This is a genomic window from Olivibacter sp. SA151, from assembly GCF_054130995.1.
The window spans coordinates 1,151,017-1,170,150 of record NZ_CP096391.1; the positions used below are offsets into that span (position 1 = coordinate 1,151,017).

13 protein-coding genes are annotated in these 19,134 nt (G+C 45.6%); all 13 read left to right on the forward strand.

Annotated features, from left to right (window positions below; translation table 11 throughout):
* Positions 1-33: 33 nt before the first annotated feature.
* The 13 genes from M1D52_RS04410 to M1D52_RS04470 all read left to right on the forward strand — a co-directional run bounded on the left by M1D52_RS04410 (position 34) and on the right by M1D52_RS04470 (position 19,107).
* Complete coding sequence (locus M1D52_RS04410; protein WP_437364885.1) at positions 34-1,080, forward strand: TIM barrel protein; 1,047 nt, start codon at positions 34-36, stop codon at positions 1,078-1,080.
* A gap of 25 nt (positions 1,081-1,105) precedes the next feature.
* A complete protein-coding gene (locus tag M1D52_RS04415) occupies positions 1,106-2,266 on the forward strand; it encodes a Gfo/Idh/MocA family protein (RefSeq protein ID WP_437364883.1) in 1,161 nt (386 codons plus the stop codon).
* Positions 2,267-2,293: 27 nt separating this feature from the next.
* Positions 2,294-3,079 carry a 3-keto-disaccharide hydrolase gene (locus M1D52_RS04420; protein WP_437364881.1) on the forward strand — a complete coding sequence of 262 codons (786 nt, stop codon included), beginning with the start codon at positions 2,294-2,296 and terminating at the stop codon, positions 3,077-3,079.
* A 12-nt stretch (positions 3,080-3,091) separates the two neighbouring features.
* Positions 3,092-3,463 carry a transmembrane 220 family protein gene (locus tag M1D52_RS04425; protein WP_013663763.1) on the forward strand — a complete coding sequence of 124 codons (372 nt, stop codon included), beginning with the start codon at positions 3,092-3,094 and terminating at the stop codon, positions 3,461-3,463.
* 11 nt (positions 3,464-3,474) lie between these two features.
* Positions 3,475-4,185, forward strand: coding sequence for an EboA domain-containing protein (locus tag M1D52_RS04430; protein ID WP_013663762.1), 711 nt, complete (start codon positions 3,475-3,477; stop codon positions 4,183-4,185).
* 13 nt (positions 4,186-4,198) lie between these two features.
* Complete coding sequence (locus M1D52_RS04435; protein WP_013663761.1) at positions 4,199-5,185, forward strand: TatD family hydrolase; 987 nt, start codon at positions 4,199-4,201, stop codon at positions 5,183-5,185.
* 1 nt (position 5,186) lies between these two features.
* Positions 5,187-6,071, forward strand: a complete 885-nt coding sequence (gene eboC / locus M1D52_RS04440) for a UbiA-like protein EboC (RefSeq protein ID WP_437364879.1) — start codon at positions 5,187-5,189, stop codon at positions 6,069-6,071.
* Positions 6,072-6,084: 13 nt separating this feature from the next.
* Entirely contained in the window at positions 6,085-7,275 is a 1,191-nt protein-coding gene (locus M1D52_RS04445; protein ID WP_437394245.1) for a 3-dehydroquinate synthase, read from the forward strand.
* Between the two features lie 10 nt (positions 7,276-7,285).
* On the forward strand, positions 7,286-8,488 hold the full coding sequence (gene eboE / locus M1D52_RS04450; RefSeq protein ID WP_041387853.1) for a metabolite traffic protein EboE: 1,203 nt from the start codon (positions 7,286-7,288) through the stop codon (positions 8,486-8,488).
* A 5-nt stretch (positions 8,489-8,493) separates the two neighbouring features.
* Positions 8,494-9,864, forward strand: coding sequence for an alkaline phosphatase family protein (locus M1D52_RS04455; RefSeq protein ID WP_437394244.1), 1,371 nt, complete (start codon positions 8,494-8,496; stop codon positions 9,862-9,864).
* Between the two features lie 435 nt (positions 9,865-10,299).
* Positions 10,300-13,548 carry a glycosyl hydrolase gene (locus tag M1D52_RS04460; RefSeq protein ID WP_437394243.1) on the forward strand — a complete coding sequence of 1,083 codons (3,249 nt, stop codon included), beginning with the start codon at positions 10,300-10,302 and terminating at the stop codon, positions 13,546-13,548.
* A 23-nt stretch (positions 13,549-13,571) separates the two neighbouring features.
* Complete coding sequence (locus M1D52_RS04465; protein ID WP_437394242.1) at positions 13,572-16,352, forward strand: family 78 glycoside hydrolase catalytic domain; 2,781 nt, start codon at positions 13,572-13,574, stop codon at positions 16,350-16,352.
* A 28-nt stretch (positions 16,353-16,380) separates the two neighbouring features.
* Positions 16,381-19,107: a glycoside hydrolase family 78 protein gene (locus tag M1D52_RS04470; RefSeq protein WP_437394241.1), complete on the forward strand. Its 2,727-nt coding sequence runs from the start codon at positions 16,381-16,383 to the stop codon at positions 19,105-19,107.
* Positions 19,108-19,134 lie beyond the last annotated feature (27 nt).

Sequence of the window (19,134 nt, forward strand, 5' to 3'; positions counted from 1 at the left end):
CAAAATCCAAATTCATTGCAAAACAATCAAATTATGAAGAAGAACAATTTTCCCAAACTACATAATGCTACCTGGCCCGGTGTTGTTGGAAAAGGTGAAGGAGCTGAACCAATCATTTCGCTGGATACGCTGCTGGAACGGACGGCAACAGCGGTGGTGGATGGTGTTAAGTTCGACGGTATAGATTTGGGTCTTTTCGACGAGCATATTCGGATGGACGCTTCCGATGACGAAATCAAACAATTGGTGGATAAAGTAGGGACACTCGACCTCGTAATCGGCACCTTGGTAGCGCCGGTTTGGCCCCCTTCGGGCGGAGCAGCAATGGGATATGCGGAGGAGCGAAGGCGCTTCGTGGACGTGGTACGCAGGGCCTGCCGTTTCGGTGAAAAATTGCGAAAATTAGGAATCAGGACGAATAATGTAATCCGCATTGATTCGGCTTCGAGTGTAAATGAGTGGCTAAAAAATCCAGTGGCAAATAGCAAACTGATAGCACAAACCTTTCGCGAGGCTTGTGATGTTGCCGAAGGTTTCGGAGAAAGGCTTGCGGCAGAGGGCGAAATATGTTGGGGAGGAATGCATAGCTGGCGGGTGATGTTAGATACCTTGGAACAGGTAAATAGGCCTAATGTCGGTTTTCAGGCAGATATGGCGCATACACTTTTATACTTGCTAGGGTATAACAGTCCGGAAGATCGCATCTTGCCGACAGATTTTGAATGGAGCGATCGAGGAACCTTTCAGGCGGGCTTACGCGAACTGACTGAACAGTTAAGACCCTGGACAATTGATTTTCATGTGGCGCAGAACGATGGCACCGTTTTCGGATCCGGCTCGCACGATAAGACCGGACGCCATTGCCTAGCGAGTGATCCTAATGGAAAGCTTGATATTGCTACGGATGCCGGGTTTTGGTTAAGAGATAGTCATGGTGAATTAACAAAAGCTTTTAACCACATCTGTTGGGATGGCTGCATGTTTCCCAATACGGTTATGGAAAAACAAGATACTTGGGAAGATATCTTAAGGGCTATGGTTCAGGTGCGGGAGCAGCATGGCTGGTACGCAGCTGAATAAGGTGTTTACTAAACATAGAAAGATCATGAAGAAAGAAATTAGAATAGGTTTGGTTGGATGCGGTTTTATGGGAAGAACACATACAAATGGCTACAAGAGAGTGGGCGATTTTTTTCCCGAACTTAATTACCGACCAATTTTAAAAGCTGTTTGTGCAAGAAATAAAGAAAAAGTAGCCGCTTTTGCCCAACAATGGGGGTATGAGTCTTACGAAACGGATTGGAATAGGTTAATAACCCGCAATGATATTGACGCGATTGATATCTGTACGCCCAATAATATGCACGCCGAAATAGCAATTGCTGCCGCTAAAGCAGGGAAAATGATTTTATGTGAAAAGCCATTGGCCCGAACGTTGCCGGAGGCAGCATCCATGGTTAAGGCCATTGAACAGGCAAGGGTAAAAAACACCGTGTGGTATAATTACCGCAGAATACCGGCTGTTACGCTGGCAAAAAAGATCGTTGATAGCGGCAAATTAGGTCGTATTTTTCATTATCGCGCTAATTTTCTGCAAGATTGGACGATTAATGAGCATCTTCCACAGGGAGGAAAAGCTTTCTGGCGTATGGATGCAAACGCCGCCGGCTCAGGAGTCACAGGCGATTTATTGGCACATTGCATCGATACGGCGATGTGGTTAAATGGTGCTATCAAGGATGTATCGGCTGTAACGGAAACTTTTGTTAAACAACGAATGCATGAGGAGACAGGGCGGCTGCAGGATGTAAAAATTGATGATGCCTGTATCTTTCATTGCCATTTTGAAAATGGCTCTCTTGGACTTTTTGAGTCGACACGCTACGCCCGTGGTCATAAAGCATTGTACACCTTTGAGATTAATGGGGAGCACGGCTCATTAAAATGGGATCTGCATGACTTGAACCGATTGGATTACTTTAACCACCGGGATGAGTCGGAGCTAAGGGGATGGCGATCGATTCTCGTTACCGATGGCGATCAACCTTATATGGATAAATGGTGGGTTCCCGGCCTTTCAATAGGCTATGAGCATTCTTTCGTACATCAGGTAGCAGACTTTCTGCATAGTCTGGAGAGCGGACAAGCTTGTGCACCAAGCTTTCGGGATGCCTTAGAAACGCAAAAGGTCTGTGAAGCCGTCCTTCATTCTGCCTCGTCCGGCCAATGGCAGCAGACGGATGTGGTATGGGCAGCGGAAACATAATAATTGATCTGAAAATCGAAATAGATTATGGAAAAAATAATAAAGAAGCGCTTCGAGCGAGACTTAATCGCTTGTTTACTGCTTATACTGCCGTTCGGCGCTTGCAGTCAATCCACCAGCGAAAGCAACAATAGCCATCAGGCGTCGGCAGACGGCGAATACGTGCTTATGTTTGATGGTCAGACACTCAGGGGATGGGAAGGTGATACGAGCTATTGGCGGGTAGAAGACGGAAAAATAATAGGTGAACGTAAGGCCTCTGACGAACCCTTGAAGCGGAATACCTTCTTGATATGGAAGGGAGGGCAACCCGCTGATTTCGACTTGACTTTGCAGTATAAAATTTCGGACGCCGGTAATAGTGGAATAAATTATCGGAGCGAACAGCTTGAGGATACGCCATTTGCCTTAAAGGGATATCAAGCCGATATAGATGGGAAAAATAACTATACCGGGCAACTTTATGAAGAGCGTAAAAGGACCACACTCGCTTATCGTGGACAGGTCGTTGAAGTCCCGGATGCTAATGGTGGTGAAGTAAAGAACAATGCCTGGACAGGATTGATGGTAAAAGGCACCCTTGGTGAAGACGCGAAGCTTCGGGCAGCGATCAAAGCAAACGATTGGAATACCTGTCGGATCGTCGCAAAAGGAAATAGCTTGCAACATTATATCAATGGTGTTTTGATGAGTGAAGTGCTTGACAATGACGGTAAAAATCGCCGTGATGCAGGCTTCATCGGTGTTCAGATTCACGTTGGTCCGCCAATGAGAGTGGAATTTAGGGATATGAAATTGAAAATACTGCACTAAAATCTATTGGCTATGTGGTGGTTACAGATACTGAATATTATTTTCTTTTTGTCGTTCTTACTCTTTGCTTATTTTAATTTAAACGACAAAGACTCTTGGTTATGGGTTCCCATTTATGTGTTAGCAGCGGTGCTCTGCGGACTTGCCGTATTGAATAGGTACTTCCATATAGTCTATTTAGGGGCCATCGGATTTTACCTCGCCTACGCCTCTATTCTCTTTTTTGTGAAGGATGGGGTGCTGGATTGGTTTACCAAATATAAGCGGCAGAGCATCGTGGAAAGTATGCAGGCCACGAAACCCTACATTGAAAAAACGCGGGAATTTTTTGGACTGCTGATTATCAGTACCGCATTGGGATTGAATTATTATGTAAGTGCCTGATCTAGAAAGATATGAACGAAGAAACTAAAAGCCAGCTTAATGGATTAGCTTATCGCATTGGGCAATTAAACTTTGAAATCAATGATTGGAAGTGGCTGGAGGAACAGCTTGGTAAGGTGAAGATGAGTTCCGATCATATTTATGGTACCTTTTCATCGCTGAGTAGAATATTACCGAAAAAGGCGGTTGAATTATTGGACGCGGATCGCGAAGCCTTGCAGTTGATCGCGCCGGGTTTTCAGATGCGTGCCTGGGATACGCATCGATTAGCGCGTATGTTACTACTGCTAAATTTAAGAGACTTGATGGAAGCTGATTATGTCCAGGTGTTAAATCATTTATTTGATTATGCCGATATATCCGAAATGGTTGCCTTATATAGTTCGCTGATCGTTTTGGAATACCCTGATCATTGGAAATCGGTCTGTGTGGAAGGAATTCGGATGAATATTGGACTTGTACATGAGGCTATTATGTATGACAACCCCTATCCCTTTTTCTATTTGGATAATGCCGCATGGAATCAACTCATCTTGAAAGCAATCTTTAATGACATGCAGTTAGCGTATATAGTCGGAATATATGCACGTATGAATGAACCGCTTATTTCGGCGCTTTTAGATTATGTAGCGGAACGTGAGGCAGCGGGTAGGACTGTAAGCCTCCCTGTGCGGAAATTGCTCAGTTTGAGCGAAAAGAACTATTCTTTTAACATGAATTAGTAGCGTAAAACTTATGTGTGGAAACCAATTGTTTATAAATGGGGAAGATGCGGTATCCCCTTTAAGTGTCGACTTGTTGGAAACGGTAAAAGAGATGAATTTCTTTGATCCGCACATCCATATGACATCCCGTACAACCGACGATTATCAGGCGATGGCGGATGCAGGTATTGTTGCCATTATTGAGCCAGCTTTTTGGTTAGGTCAACCCCGAACCAGCGCGCATACCTTTAAGGATTACTATAGTAGTTTGATCGGATGGGAGCGATTCCGTGCGTCGCAGTTTGGGATTAAACACTATTGTACGATTGGATTAAACGCCAAAGAGGCAAATAATACCGCTTTGGCGGCGCAAGTAATGGAATTATTGCCTTTGTTTTTACATAAAGAGGGGGTGGTGGGCATTGGCGAAATCGGTTTTGACGATCAAACAGCTGCGGAAGAGCATTATTACCGCCTGCAACTGGAACTGGCGAAAAAGGCAAGGTTACCGGTGCAGGTTCATACACCTCACCGCGATAAAAAACGAGGTACGCTTCGGAGTATGGAAATTGCTTTAGAGCATGGGTTGGCCCCTGATCAACTCATTATCGATCACAATAACGAGGAAACTGTTGAAGAGGTCCTGAACAGGGGCTTTTGGGCAGCTTTTACAATTTACCCTTTTACGAAGATGGGCAACGAGCGCATGGTAGAATTGGTGAAAAGATATGGAGCAGCGCGTATCATGATTAATTCGGCCGCAGATTGGGGGATTAGTGACCCCTTAGCGGTTCCAAAAACCGCGGCGCTCATGAAAGCGAAAGGAATCAGTGATGAAGAAATTCACCTGGTAACTTATCAAAATGCCATAACGGCTTTCGCCCGGAGCGGTCAACTTGATCCGCAGGATTTCGTCGTGAAAGCAAAGGTAGACCAACGCGAAAAGTTTGCGGGTAATAGTGTGCTCCGCGGAGGGCAGCAACCACGAATAGACAAGTCATCGATCATCATTAGCTAATATGGGAAAAATAAAATACTACCTACGGTTGTTGCGACCGGCAAACATTTTAACCGCTATAAGTGATGTACTGGCCGGGATAGCTTTGTCGACAGCCTCCAGCGATGCCGTCGGCATTGGCGAGACGGATATCCTGTGGCTCTGCATGGCAACGATCGGCTTGTATGGTGGTGGAATTGTTTTCAATGATGTTTTTGATGCGGCAATCGATCGATTCGAACGTCCCGAAAGACCTATACCCAGCGGAAAGGTCTCTGTTAGACAGGCTGCGCTGTTTGGAAGTCTTTTCTTTGTATTCGGACTTTTAGCTGCTTGTACGGTCAATATTGCAGCCGGTATGATTGCGGGCTTCATTGTATGCGCAGCACTTCTTTATAATAAATGGGCAAAACATCACCGGCTGTTTGGCCCACTGGTGATGGGACTTTGCCGAGGGGCTAATCTTTTGCTGGGAATAGCGATTGCTTCCCACAACCTGTTAGTTATGGGATACATATCGCTCGTGCCCATCGTTTATATTGCCGCAATCACCTTGATTAGTAGCGGGGAAGTTCATGGAGGTCGGAAATCCAACGCTATGATAGCCACCGGTGCATATACGCTCGTGATTGCGGCTATTGGCTTATTTGCATATATCCATCATTCTTTTGCTTATACCCTATCCTGTTTGGTTGTGTTGGTGATCGTCATCTATCCTCCCTTGTTTCGAGCCATGCTAGATGCCGATGCAGGAAACGTTGGTAAAGCGGTAAAAGCGGGTATCATCGGCTTGATCGTCGTGAACGCCGCTTGGGCAATGGCTAGCAGTGCCTTCGTCTTAACCGGAATCATCTTGTTACTATTGCCCCTTTCGATTTGCATTGCGCGATTTTTCGCGGTTACTTAAACAAAACTATCGCATGAAACACATTTTAAAGCAGCATTTGACAGTGACCTTTCAGTACGAGGTATACTTTAGTGAAAATATCTTTTCAATCGATAATTCTTTATTTAGGGATGCGCTAACGCCTTACCTAAAGCCTGGTTTGGTTCGTCAATTACTTTTTGTAATAGACGAGGAACTTAGCCTTGCTCATCCGGGCCTCCTCGAGCAAATCGATGTGTACTTTCAGCGGCAGGTAAATTTAGCCCTTGTGAAAGAAAAAATAATCATCCCCGGTGGCGAGGTAGCGAAGAATAGTCCGTACTACTTTAATCAAATTGTTGAGGCTATCCATCGGCATAAAGTCGATCGCCATTCATTTGTGGTTGCTATTGGTGGCGGAAGTGTATTGGATGTGGCCGGTTATGCCGCGGCTGTTTCGCACCGAGGGATCAAACACATCCGCGTACCCACCACCGTGCTGTCTCAAGACGATTCAGGGGCCGGCATAAAGAATGGAATCAATTTTTTCGGTAAGAAAAACTTCCTCGGAACCTTTGCACCACCGATTGCTGTTTTTAATGACTATCAATTATTAGAAACATTGAGCGATCGGCATTGGGTTGCCGGGATTGCTGAAGCGATTAAAGTAGCGCTTATCAAAGATGCAACTTTCTTTGAATGGCTGCGTGATCAGGTGGATGGTATTCTAAAGCGAAATGCTGATACCATGAAATATTTGATCTGGAGAAGTGCGCAATTACATATGGACCACATCGCAAGTGGCGATCCTTTTGAACTGGGATCTTCACGTCCCCTAGACTTTGGGCACTGGAGTGCGCATAAAATAGAACAGCTGAGTGACTTTCAAATATTGCATGGCGAAGCTGTTGCCATTGGTATTGCGCTGGATACAACGTATTCTTTTTTACAGGGATATTTAAATGAATGTGATTACAAGGAAATACTGCGTGTACTGCAAGCTTATGAATTACCTATTTTCCATCAACTATTAAAAGATGAAAGGGTCATATCCGATTTACTCGACGGTTTGGAAGAGTTTAGAGAACATTTAGGAGGTAAACTGACCATTATGCTGCTACGTGCGGTGGGTGTAGGTCTGGAGGTACATGAAATGGATCACGATCGGATTAGTGAAGCGCTTGCACGTTTAAAGAAGTTAGATGAAGCTCAACAACAAAGGAAATTGGTTTCGCTTCCAGATTAAATTTGAAATTATGTATACAGCAAATGGACATTTAACTTATTGTACGAATATACATGCCGGCGAAAGTTGGTCGGCACACTTTAAAGTGTTACAGACATTTCTTCCGGCGATTAAAGAGCAAGTAGCTCCGCTACAACGGATGGGGATAGGGCTCCGCGTTTCGGAAGAGGCCAGTCGAACATTGATTCAGCCAGCGGAGCTGGCAGCCTTTAAAGACTGGCTAAAGCAAGAACAGCTTTACGTATTTACTATGAATGGGTTCCCCTACGGTGCTTTCCACCAAACCAGCGTGAAAGACTTGGTACACCAACCGGATTGGACGACCAATGAACGTTTAAGTTATACAAAACGACTCTTTGACATCTTGGCTGTGTTGTTGCCGGAAGGAATGCATGGGAGCATATCAACCTCTCCATTAAGCTATAGGCATTGGGAACCGCACAATTGTCAGGAAAGGCGAAACGTAGCGACCCAAAACATCGTCGCTGTGGCGATCTATCTCCGACAGATTGAGCAGGAAAAAGGTATACACTTGCATTTGGATATCGAACCCGAACCGGATGGCCTTTTGGAAAATGGAGACGAGTTTTTGGATTGGTATATAAACGACTTAATCCCTACCGGTAGCCGCTTGCTTTCCGCTGCTCATCATCTATCTGATGTGGAAGCAGCAGGGATACTGAAGCGTTACATTCAGCTATGTTACGATGTCTGCCACTTCGCAGTGGGTTATGAACAACACGAGGAGATAATAGAAGCCATTAGAAGTGAAGGCATACAAATTGGGAAAATACAGGCCAGCGCGGCCATTAAAGCCTCCATGTCACCCCTAAGGGAAGATAGGAACCAGCTAAAGGAAGTGTTTAATGCATTTAATGAAGATACCTACCTCCATCAGGTGATTGCAAAAACCACCGAGAACGGTTTGATCCGATATCGTGATTTACCCGATGCACTCTTGGATGTGGACAACCCTGATGTGGAAGAGTGGCGGGCGCACTTTCACGTACCCTTGTTTATAGATAATTATGGAAATATTGCTTCTACACAAAACGATGTGCGGCAAATTTTAAGTTTGCAGCGATCAGCAAAATTGAGCGATTATATTGAGGTCGAAACCTATACCTGGGAAGTCTTACCGCAAGCATTGAAAATGCCTTTGGTAAGCTCGGTAGCTAGGGAAATTAACTGGGTCAAGGATCAAATTATTTAATGGAGATGTTACACAAGACCGTTGTACTGGATGTGGTTGGCTTATCAAGTTCCTTGATAGGAGAGCATACACCGTTTTTACAAGCTTATGCCACGGAACATGGATTGCAACCTATTGCGCCGATGTTGCCGGCGGTAACGACGTCGGTGCAATCCACCTATCTAACAGGCAAGTGGCCCAAGGAACATGGGATTGTAGGAAACGGTTGGTATGATCGGATCGATTGTGAAGTGAAATTTTGGAAACAATCGAATAAATTGGTGTTAAGCGACAAGATTTGGGAAAAAGCGAAGGAGCTAGATCCTGACTTTACATGCGCGCAATTGTTCGGTTGGTATAATATGTACTCGCAGGCAGACTACTCGGTTACGCCTCGACCAAATTACCTGGCCGATGGACGGAAAATTCCCGATTGTTATAGTCGGCCTGCCGAGCTGAGAGATTATTTACAACATCGGCTAGGGCAATTTCCTTTGTTTCAATTTTGGGGTCCTGGTGCAAATATTAAGTCAACCCAATGGATAGCCGATGCCGCCATGCTTACGGATAAACGTTTTGATCCGACTTTAAGCTTTATATACTTGCCGCATTTGGATTACGGTTTACAAAAATATGGCCCTCATGCCTCTGAAATAAGGAAGGATTTAATGGAAATTGATCGCGTTGTGCAACAGCTGGTCCATTATTATCAGGAACAACATGCGCGAATTATTATTTTATCGGAGTACGGAATTTGTCCCGTTAATCGGCCAATCCATGTGAATCGATTATTGCGGAAGGAGGGTTTGTTGCAAGTTAGGGTAGAACGCGGTTTGGAACTGCTCGATCCCGGGGCTTCGGCGGCATTTGCTGTAGCTGATCATCAAGTTGCTCATATTTATGTACAGGATAAGCGTAAAATTCCGATGATCCAACAATTGTTAGCGCAACTTGAAGGGGTGAAATTAATACTGGATCGGGATGCGCAGCAGGCTTATCATATACAGCATGAGCGGTCGGGCGACCTCTTGTTAATGGCGGATGCACAGAGTTGGTTTACTTATTATTTTTGGTTAGATGATAAAAAGGCACCGGATTATGCCCGCGCTGTAGATATTCATAAAAAACCCGGCTATGATCCGGTGGAGCTGTTTATGACATCTAAAGGACGAGCTTTTTATAAACTGCTGCGGAAAAAACTGGGTCTCCGCTATGTGATGGATGTGATCCCTTTAGACGCAACCCTTGTTAAAGGTTCGCATGGTAGCTTGGCAATCGATCCCGCTTATTATCCGGTAATCATGAGTGACGCCACGAAGCAAAATACGGGTGAATTGACCGCTATAGACGTTTATCGGGTTATATGGGAGGCGTTGAGTAGGGAACTAGTTAGGTAGTTATGAGTTATAAGTGAATGATGAGCGATGAGTGATGAACGATGAGTGATGAGTGATGAATGATCAACAGTGGGAAAATAGGTTTTTTTACTTCCTGCCTACCGCAGGCAGGTTTACTTTTGAATTTTTACTTTATCAAAATGAACGATGAATAAACCGATAGATCATAATAAACTCACCGACTTGTCAGTCGGCTTTGCTGCCTAAAGCTTGCCGCTTATGGCTTAAGGCCTATAGTTATAGCCGCTAAGGCCTCGAGCTAGGGAAATAAGCTGATGGCTGAAAGCTGATATCCGAAAGCCTATAGCCTAATGCCTAAAGCTTACCGCTTATAGTTTACAGCTAATAGCTCCTATCAGGATAGAACAGGATGAAGAAATACATAATAAAAGCTATATTGGCTAAGAAATTACCGATTATTACCTAATCAAAAACATGAATTATTGGCGTTTCATATTTTTCCGGACAATTATCTTACTATGGACGTGTTTTCTGTGCTGGAAATGCGCGCCCGATGATACCGATCAATCATTTGCTGCTTTGGAAGAAGCTTTTCGGCAACCGCCCGACTCCATCCAAACAAGCGTCTATTGGTATTGGATTTCGGATCATATTTCCAAAGAAGGGGTTGTGAAAGATTTGGAAGCGATGAAAGCCGTTGGTATTAATCGCGCATTTATCGGCAATATCGGTTTAGAAGATGTGCCTTACGGAAAGGTCAAACTTTTTTCGGATGGGTGGTGGGAAATTACGCATGCAGCTTTAAAAAGAGCGGGTGAGCTAGGCATCGAAATCGGTTTATTCAACAGTCCCGGCTGGAGCCAATCGGGCGGGCCTTGGGTTAAACCCACCCAAGCGATGCGCTACTTAGGGGCAACCGAAACGTTGGTGAGGGGCGGCAAGCAAGTTGCCGTTAAACTGCCGAAGCTGGGTGAAAACTTTCAAGATGTGCGCGTCCTCGCATTTCCCGCAAGTGCAGAATACGGACAATCAATTGCGGATGCTGGTCCTGAGATTTTGGCACAACCTAGCTTAAAGAATCTCCCCTTGCTAATAGATCAGGACACACAGACCCATGTGAAGCTGCCTGCTGGCTTAGCAACAGCAATTACCTTTACGACGGATAAGGATTATAGTGCCAGAAGCCTAACCATTACGCCTGCGGCGCAAGCGATGATGCTTCATGTCCGCTTGCAAATTGCGGTCGATACCGGTTACCGGGAAATCAAATCGTTCCGGATCGATCGCAGCAATAGCCAGCTCAATGTCGGTTTCGAACCGTACGCTCCTGTATCGGTATCTTTTGCAGCTGTTCGCGCCAAGAAGTTTCGCCTAGTCTTTACGGAAGTTTCGGAAAATGCCGCCTTGGCCGAAATAATACTGAGTCCTTTACCGCGTGTAGCGCGCTTTAAGGAGAAAGTTTTGGCGAAGATGCATCCGACTCCGCTTCCTTATTGGCATGATTATCTGTGGGAGACACAAGCTCCTGTCGACGATGCGGTACAGTTGACAAAGCCAACCACTGTGTTGGATATTACGGATAAAATGGACGCGGACGGTGCCTTGATTTGGGATGCACCGAAGGGTGACTGGATTGTTTTACGAACCGGCATGGTACCAACAGGTGTCAAGAACGGTCCTGCTTCACCGGAAGGAACCGGATTAGAGATCGATAAAATGAATCACCTCCATGTCGTTCAGCATTTTGATGCTTTCCTGGGCGAAGTTATGCGACGGATTCCGGCAGCCGATCGGAAAACGTTCAAGGTGGCTGTTCAGGATAGCTATGAAATGGGCGGTCAAAATTGGACAGATAATCTCATAGAGAAGTTTAAAAAGCAATACGGTTATGATCCTGTACCCTATATCCCCGCGATGTATGGGTATGTTATCGGCAGTCAGGATGAATCCGATCGCTTTTTGTGGGATTTGAGACGATTTATTGCCGATAAGGTAGCCTATGAGTATGTGGGCGGATTGCGTGATATCAGCCATAAACACGGACTAAGCATTTGGTTGGAGAACTACGGGCACTGGGGCTTTCCCGGTGAGTTTCTACAATATGGCGGACAATCAGATGAGGTGGGTGGTGAGTTTTGGAGCGAGGGTGATCTGGGGAATATCGAAAACAGGGCAGCTTCTTCCGCGGCGCACATCTATGGGAAAAATAAGGTGTCGGCCGAATCCTTCACGGCTGCGGGAAACACCTATGGTCGATATCCTGCATTGATGAAACAACGGGGTGATCGCTTCTTTACTGAAGGGATCAATAATTCCCTGCTGCATGTTTATATTCATCAACCCTATGAAGATAAAAAGCCGGGCATGAACGCTTGGTTCGGAAACGAGTTTAACCGTTTTAATACATGGTATGCGGATATGGATTTATTTGTCGATTACCTGAAACGCTGCAATTTTATTTTGCAGCAGGGGAAATACGTGGCCGATGTGGCTTATTTTATCGGCGAAGACGCGCCTAAGATGACGGGCGTGCAGGATCCTGCCTTGCCAAAGGGTTATTCCTTTGATTATATCAATGGCGAGGTCATTCGGGATCGACTGAAGGTGAAGGATGGGCGCTTTGTTTTACCTGATGGGCTGTCTTATCGTATATTGGTGCTACCGAAGTTGGAAACCATGCGTCCGGAGCTGCTCGAAAAAATTGAAGAACTGGTGAGGGATGGTGGTGTGATATTAGGGCCGAAACCAAAGCGATCGCCCAGTTTGCAGCATTTTGGGGAAGCGGACAAGAAGGTAAAGGACTTGGCTGACAAACTGTGGGGAAATATCGATGCTAAAAAAATAAAAACGCATGCTTATGGAAAGGGCTTGGTAATGGATGGTATAGACCTGCAAGCGGCATTGGATAGCTTGCAAATACTTCCGGATGTTAAACTAGCGGATCGGGATACGGCTTTATTTATTCATCGCCGATTGGATGGAGGCGATATCTATTTTGTGTCGAACCAAACGGATCAAGCGATCCGTATAACACCTGAATTTCGTGTTAGCGACAAGGTTCCGGCGTTATGGAATGCGATCGATGGTAGCCGACGGGAATTGCCGGAATTTAGTCAAACTGAACAGACTACAACAGTACCGCTGTTGCTCGAAGCCTATGAGAGTGCCTTTATTGTATTCCGGAAGGCCAACAAGCTCGATGAGAAGAAAAATCGGTTGAACTTTCCGTCTCCTACAAAAACGGAGATCATCCGGCAACCATGGACGGTGATATTCGATCAAACAGCCCAGGGGCCGGATAAACCGGTAGTCTTTGATAGCTTGATCGATTGGTCGAAGCATTCGGATGAGCGGATACGCTATTGCTCGGGAGCTGCGAACTATCAAACGACCATTCAACTGCAGAAACCTAAGGAAGGGCAACGGGTATACCTTAATATGGGGTCCGTTATTGCCTTAGCAAAAGTCCGGATAAACGGTAAAGATGCAGGTGGTGCTTGGACTCCACCTTATAAAATAGACATCACATCTGCTGTCCAAGAAGGGAAAAATCAGCTAGAGATCAAAGTTGTCAATACTTGGGTAAACCGGCTGATTGGTGATCTGGGTATCCCACAAGATAAGCGTACCACCTGGCTGCCGATCAATCCTTATCGAAGGGATAGTCCGCTACATCCGGCGGGCTTGCTCGGGCCCGTGACGATTGAGACCTATGCGTATTGAAGTTGATAGAAAAAAATACTCCCATGAAGAAGAAAATCCTCCTTTCACTAGTGTTCTACTGCCTGGCAGTACCCATTTCCTTTGCGCAAAAAGCAAGTATTATACCTGTCAATCTCCGGTTTGAATACTTAGAAAACCCGATGGGGATAGATGAACAATTTCCACGCTTTAGTTGGACTTTGGAAGCGAGGGATAAAAAGGCTTTTGGACAAAAGCAGGGAGCGTATCGGATCTTGGTCGCCTCGAAAACAAGTCTGCTGGATAGGGGGGAGGCCGATATGTGGGACTCCAAATGGGTCAATTCAGACGCGATGCAGCAGGTTGTCTACCAAGGAAAGCCCTTACTGTCGGACCGAACCTATTATTGGAAAGTTGCCGTAAAGGATGAAGACGGGAAGCCGTCGCCTTGGAGCAAGTCGGCGCAATGGACTACCGGCTTGTTTGAACCAGGTGAATGGCAGGCGGAATGGATTGGCACGGATCAGCTTTTCGATCCCAAACAGAAGGACTGCAATATTATTGATCCTTGGTTGCGTAAAACATTTGAGTTACCGCGACGTCCGGGCCGCGCATCACTTTTTGTCGCCTCCGTTGGCTTCCATGAAGTGTATGTGAATGGTAAACGGATAGGCGAGGATGTGCTGGCTCCGGCAGTAAGCGACCATACCAAGCGTGCACGTTACGTAAGCTACGATATTACACCTGCTCTAAAGAAAGGAAAAAATGTGGTCGCAATTTGGTTAGGAACGTCTTGGTCCATCCACGGTCCTTACGTTTCAGACCATCGGCCCAACACCCCTATCGTGCTGGCGCAGGCTGCCATTTATGCAGAGAAGGAACCGCAGGCTGATGCGAAGCCCATATTTTTACTAGCTACCGATGTTAGTTGGAAAACCCATCCAAGCCCTAATAAACTGCTCGGTATTTGGGATTCCAATCGAATGGGCGGTGAATTATGGAATGCCAATCAGGAAATGCCGGAATGGAACCGGCTTGATGGTGGCGATTCGGCTTGGAAAAATGTGGTGGTTTATAAACCGGAGTTGAAATTGTCGGCACAGCAGGTAGAAAAAAATTACCTGTTCGACGAAATTCGGCCGGTTAGTATAGAAGAAAGGGCGGACGGTTCATTTCGCGTAGATATGGGTGTTAATTTTGCGGGCTGGACCGAAGTACCGATAAAAGGAAATCCGGGAGATACTATTCAATTTCTCTATTCGGAACGAGAACAAGACGACATGACCTTCGGTTTACATAGCGCCTATATCATAGGTGCAACGGGTAAGGGCGTTTTTCGGAATCGATTCAACTATAGTTCGGGTCGGTGGATTACTATTAAAGGTTTAAAGGAAAAACCAAAACTATCAGCTATTCGCGGCTGGGTGGTGCGCACCGGTATTCAATCTGCAACGCAATTTGCATGCTCCGATTCGTTGCAGCAATGGATTTATGATAAGGTGCGGTGGACTTTTGAAAACCTTTCGTTGGGTGGATATATTGTCGATTGTCCGCAACGGGAGCGCCTCGGTTATGGGGGGGATGCTCATGCAACCTGCGAAACGGGTATGCTTAATTATCATATGGGTGCTTTTTACACCAAATGGATGGAAGATTGGCGTGATGTAAGTGGAACGGAGAGCATCGTCGGTAATATGTATGATAGCACCTTTGCCCGTAAGAAACTGATGGGTGGCCGAATCCTTAACAATGGTATCCTGCCACATACTGCTCCGACCTATATGGGGGGTGGTGGGCCTGCATGGGGCGGGATTGTGGTGACCTTACCTTGGGCAATGTATCAACAGCAGGGCGACAAGCGGATACTGGAAAAGAATTTTGAATTGATAAAAAATTGGCTGGCTTTTCTGGATTCAAATACGAAAGAGGGCCTCTTGCAGCGATTTGGCGGGCATTGGGATTTTCTGGGCGACTGGCTCTGGCCGGGAGCTACTGCTGAAGGAATGAATAATGATAAGCCCGAAACGCTCTGTCTTAATAATTGCTACCGGGTGTACAATTTAAGGACAGCCGCAAAAATTGCACATGCACTTGGCAAAGAGAAGGAAGCTAACCAATGGGAGGAACAGGCGAATGTCTATAGTAAAGTTATTCACGATCGTTTTTTTAACAAGACGGACAACAGCTATGCCGATAGCTCCATGGCGAATCTGGCCGCAGCACTCTTAGCGGATATTATGCCTAAAGATTTGCGTCCTCAGGTGATGGAAAGACTGGAACAAGAAATTCTGCTTAACAGGAACGGTCATATTCATGTGGGTATCACCGGTGGTGCGCTGTTGTTTAAATTGCTCCGTGAAAATAACAGAAACGATTTGATTTATAGCATGACTTCCCAAACGGATTATCCGAGCTGGGGCTACATGAAAGCGAATGGCGCAAGCACCATTTGGGAGATGTGGGAGAAAGATCTACCCGGGCATTCGCTCTTACATAGCTCGTACCTCTATCCGGGAGCGTGGTATATAGATGGTATTGCTGGCATCAAACTGGATCCAAAGCGGCCTGGATATCAACATTTTGTTGTGAGTCCTCCCAGCGCCTTACCCGCGCTGCGATGGGCGGAAGCTTCATTCAACTCTCCTGCGGGCCTTATTGAAGTGAAATGGAAAAGGGAGGAGCGCTTAGCCCTGCAGGTTATTGTGCCACCCAATTGTAGTGCAACATTGCGATTGAAGCATGAAGATGATATTGATGTGGAACCCTACGGAAATTATATCAAAAAAATCGGTCAGCAGGGCGGTGAAGTGATTTATGAACTGCAGGCCGGTACGTATTCTTTTTAGCGGATTGATCACCTCTTAATAATAAATTATGATACGGAAAGTAAATGAACATGTTTGGTGGAAATGTACTTGTTTGATCTTGTTATTTTGTGCTATCGCTATGGGAGAAAGTCAGGCACAAAAGCTTAGTTTATATGGCTTAACTTGTGAATATCAAAAAAATCCCGTTGGCATTGATATTGCAGTTCCACGGTTAAGCTGGAAGATAAAGGCGACGGAAAAAGAGGTGATGCAAACGGCTTACGAGCTGAAAGTAGCCACTGATGTTGGCGGATTGAAAAAGGGAAAAACGTGGCATTCGGGAAAAGTCGCAAGTGATGCTTCGGTACTTATACCCTTTGGCGGAGCTATGCTGGAAAGTAAAACGCGTTACTTTTGGCAAGTCCGTGTTTGGGATAACAAAGGAAACGTTTCGCCATGGAGTGAGGTAAGTTTTTGGGAAATGGGCTTGCTCAATCCTACCGATTGGAACGCGAAATGGATTCAGCTTGATCAGGCAACTGCGCCTATTTCCAATCCCAGTCCTCAATTTAGGAAAGTGTTTGACCTGAATCAAGGGATAAAAAAAGCAAGACTCTATATCACATCGCATGGCTTATACGAGGCTTATCTGAACGGTGAAAAGGTAGGGGATGCCTATTTTACCCCTGGATGGACCAGCTATCATAAGCGTTTGCAGTATCAGGTCTACGATGTTTCCAAGCAGCTCAAAAATGGACAGAATGTTATAGGCGTTCTACTGGGCAATGGCTGGTTCAAAGGAAATTTGATGGGTGGAAACAATTTTTACGGAGGCGACCTGGCTCTTTTGGCTCAGCTGGAAATCGAGCTTGAAAATGGGGAAAAGATAAATGTTTCCAGCGATGGTACGTGGAGCTGCTCAACGGATGGCCCGATCCGAATGACTGACATTTACAACGGCGAAACTTATGATGCCCGTATGGAGCAGGTTAATTGGACAACTGTTGCTTTTAAGGATGATACATGGAAGCCCGTTAAAGTGAACGATTCACTTGCATACCAACGGCTAGTCGCATCGCCTGCTCCACCCGTGACGGCACAGGAAAGTATTCAACCCCTTAAGATTATCACAACACCAAAAGGCGAAAAGGTGATTGACTTTGGACAAAACCTGGTGGGATGGATTCAGTTTGACGCCGAGGGAAAATCAGGTGATTCCCTGGTTTTCTATCATGCTGAAGTATTAGATAAAGAAGGTAATTTTTATACGGAGAATCTGCGTTCGGCTAAGCAGCGATTGACTTACATTTTCAAGGGGAGCGGCTCGGAAACGTATCACCCTCGTTTTTCTTTTCAGGGCTTTCGGTATGTGAAGATTGAAGGTGCTAACGAAAAAATCAATTTAAATAATATAAAAGCAGTTGTTCTACATTCGGATATGCGTCAAACAGGGGACTTTGCAACCTCGGATAGCTTGATCAATCAACTGCAGCACAATATCCGTTGGGGGCAAAAAGGAAATTTTTTGGATGTCCCTACGGATTGTCCACAGCGCGATGAACGATTAGGTTGGACGGGCGATGCACAGGCCTTTTTCAATACGGCAGCTTATAACATGGATGTCGCTGGTTTTTTTATGAAATGGTTGCAGGATGTAAAGGCCGACCAGTTCGCCAGCGGTGCGATACCACACGTCGTACCCTATTACTGGAAAACGAAAGAGGGTGGCTCGGCTGGCTGGTCGGATGTGGCTACGATTATTCCGTGGAATTTTTATCGTCTGTACGGCGACAAGCGGATACTGGAGCAGCAATACACCTCAATGGCCAAATGGGTGCAGTTTATGGTAGATAATAGCACGAATGACCTTTGGAATAAAGGGTTTCATTTTGGTGATTGGCTTTTCTATATTCCTAATGATGATCGGGATGGACGGGCTGCTATTACCGACAAGTATCTTATTGCCCAGTGTTTTTTCGGACATTCCGTACAATTGATGATCAATGCAGCCGAGGTATTAGGAAAAAGGGAGGATGTTGCCCGTTATCAGCAATTACTGCAGCAAGTGAAGACAGCCTTTATGAAGGAGTATGTAACACCGTCAGGTCGCTTGGTTTCAAGCTCGCAGACAGCCTATGTATTAGCCCTGCAATTCGATATGTTGCCGGAGAATTTACGTGCACAGGCAGCAAAACGCTTAGCCGATAATATCAAAAGCTATGATAACCACCTTACCACCGGCTTCTTGGGGACACCCTACCTTTGCCACGTCTTGAGTCGATATGGCTATGAGGATCTCGCTTATACCTTATTAATGCAGCGTACCTATCCATCCTGGCTTTATCCGGTGTTGAAAGGTGCTACCACTATTTGGGAGCGCTGGGATGGTATTAAGGCGGATGGTTCCTTTCAAAATAAAGACATGAACTCGTTTAATCATTATGCATATGGAGCTATAGGCGATTGGATGTATCAACAGGTTGCCGGTATTCAGGCGCCAAGTGAGACACCGGGCTATAAAGCGTTTGTGATTGCTCCGCGACCTGGAGGTGGATTGTCTTTCGCCAACGCTTCGCTTGAGACGATCTATGGAAAAATCGTCTCGAACTGGAAAATTACCGGCACGAAGATGCAAATGACGGTAGAAGTTCCGCCGAATACCACCGCAAAAGTATTTTTTCCCAATGCGGTGGAAAACTCGGTGAAGGATGAAAAGGGAATTGTAGTGGATAATTCCGCTGTGGAAATAGGTTCCGGTAAGTATAGTTTTACATTTGATGTGGTACGCAATTAATCAAAAATCTGTATCTTTCGACTTTGT

Excerpts from the sequence above, each read along its gene's own strand:
- M1D52_RS04410 (WP_437364885.1), top strand. The coding sequence starts at position 34 with ATGAAGAAGAACAATTTTCCCAAACTACATAATGCTACCTGGCCCGGT.
- M1D52_RS04415 (WP_437364883.1), top strand. The coding sequence starts at position 1,106 with ATGAAGAAAGAAATTAGAATAGGTTTGGTTGGATGCGGTTTTATGGGA.
- M1D52_RS04420 (WP_437364881.1), top strand. The coding sequence starts at position 2,294 with ATGGAAAAAATAATAAAGAAGCGCTTCGAGCGAGACTTAATCGCTTGT.
- M1D52_RS04425 (WP_013663763.1), top strand. The coding sequence starts at position 3,092 with ATGTGGTGGTTACAGATACTGAATATTATTTTCTTTTTGTCGTTCTTA.
- M1D52_RS04430 (WP_013663762.1), top strand. The coding sequence starts at position 3,475 with ATGAACGAAGAAACTAAAAGCCAGCTTAATGGATTAGCTTATCGCATT.
- M1D52_RS04435 (WP_013663761.1), top strand. The coding sequence starts at position 4,199 with ATGTGTGGAAACCAATTGTTTATAAATGGGGAAGATGCGGTATCCCCT.
- eboC (WP_437364879.1), top strand. The coding sequence starts at position 5,187 with ATGGGAAAAATAAAATACTACCTACGGTTGTTGCGACCGGCAAACATT.
- M1D52_RS04445 (WP_437394245.1), top strand. The coding sequence starts at position 6,085 with ATGAAACACATTTTAAAGCAGCATTTGACAGTGACCTTTCAGTACGAG.
- eboE (WP_041387853.1), top strand. The coding sequence starts at position 7,286 with ATGTATACAGCAAATGGACATTTAACTTATTGTACGAATATACATGCC.
- M1D52_RS04455 (WP_437394244.1), top strand. The coding sequence starts at position 8,494 with ATGTTACACAAGACCGTTGTACTGGATGTGGTTGGCTTATCAAGTTCC.
- M1D52_RS04460 (WP_437394243.1), top strand. The coding sequence starts at position 10,300 with ATGAATTATTGGCGTTTCATATTTTTCCGGACAATTATCTTACTATGG.
- M1D52_RS04465 (WP_437394242.1), top strand. The coding sequence starts at position 13,572 with ATGAAGAAGAAAATCCTCCTTTCACTAGTGTTCTACTGCCTGGCAGTA.
- M1D52_RS04470 (WP_437394241.1), top strand. The coding sequence starts at position 16,381 with ATGATACGGAAAGTAAATGAACATGTTTGGTGGAAATGTACTTGTTTG.